The 1,402-nt window shown below is 65.3% G+C and carries 1 pseudogene; it reads right to left on the bottom strand.

What is annotated here, in order from left to right:
• Nucleotides 1-67 precede the first annotated feature (67 nt).
• Nucleotides 68-1,270, bottom strand: a pseudogene (locus tag Q1B08_RS21425) (IS256 family transposase); the annotation flags it as partial.
• Between the last annotated feature and the right edge of the window lie 132 nt (nucleotides 1,271-1,402).

Raw genomic sequence — 1,402 nt, 5'->3', positions numbered from 1 at the left:
GGTAGTGTCCCGAGAGATGGTGTAGGAACTGGCGTCCACCTGCTTCTTCATAGCGGGTGTCGTTCGTTCACTGAGCGGCGATCAGGGCCGCATCGGGTTTATCGTCGCACAGGCCTGCCAGCTTTTCCACGGGCATGTAGCGGCGGGAGACGGTCCACTCATCGTTTTGCTCCAGCATGAGCGCGCCGACGAGGCGGACGACGGCCTCGCGGTTGGGGAAGATGCCGACGACGTTGGTTCGCCGCTTGATCTCCTTGTTGACGCGTTCCAGCGGATTGGTGCTGTGCAGCTTCGAGCGCAGGCTCTCGTCGAAGGCCATGTAAGCGAGGACGTCGTGCTCGGCCCCATCCATGAGCTCGGCGACATCCCGAAACCGGTCACGAAGATTGTCGGCGACCTCGCGCCAGCGGGCATGGGCCTGGTCGCGGTCGGTCTCGGCGAAAACGGTCTTCACCACTGCACTGACCACCGGCTTGTTGGCCTTGGCGACTCGGGCCAGGAGGTTGCGCTGGAAATGCACCCGGCAGCGCTGCCACCCGGCGCCCAAAACCTTGCGCGCAGCGGCTTTCAGCCCCTCATGCGCGTCGCTTATCACCAGCTTCACGCCCCGCAGGCCGCGGCGCGTCAGCGAGCGCAGGAAGTCAGACCAGAAGGTCTCGGCCTCCGACGGCATGACGGTGATCCCCAGGATCTCACGGCGCCCATCGGTGTTGACCGCGACGGCCACTATCACGGCCATGGACACGATCCGACCGCCCTCGCGCAGCTTCACGTAAGTGGCGTCGAGCCAGAGGAAGGGCCAATCGCCCTCCAGCGGCCGATTCAGGAACGCTCCCACGCGCTCGTCGATCTCCTCGCACAGGCGCGACACCTGGCTCTTCGAGGTCCCCGTCAGCCCCATGGCGCGCACCAGGTCGTCCACCGCACGGGTGGAGACACCGTGGATGTACGCCTCCTGTATCACCGCCATCAGCGCCTTCTCGGCCGTTCTACGCGGCTCCAGAAAGGCCGGGAAGTATGATCCCTTCCTGAGCTTGGGAATGTTCAACCCGATCGTACCGGCCCGCGTATCCCAGCGGCGGGGCCGGTAGCCGTTGCGCTGGTTCTCCCGGTCCGGCGTTCGCTCGCGGGGGCCAGCCCCGCACACGGCGCTCACTTCGATGTCCATCAGCCGCTGTGCAGCGTCCTGGATCAGCTCCCGCAGGAAATCGGTGTCGTCGCTCTTGGCGATCACCTCCGGAAGGTCGATCATAGCCTCGGTCATCGTGCTCTCCTTCGTTGTCGTCGGTCGTCGAACAACCTCAGACTACGAAGACGCGCGGTGGCCACCAGTCCGACCCCCTACTGCACTGAGCCAAAAGCTCCGCGCGCGGCTTCCTACACCACCACCGGGGGCACTACC

Origin of the sequence: uncultured Jannaschia sp. (genome assembly GCF_947494025.1) — a bacterium.
Classification (GTDB): domain Bacteria; phylum Pseudomonadota; class Alphaproteobacteria; order Rhodobacterales; family Rhodobacteraceae; genus Jannaschia.
Note: the sequence above shows the minus strand (reverse complement) of the source record. Positions and strands in the feature narration are given on the sequence as shown.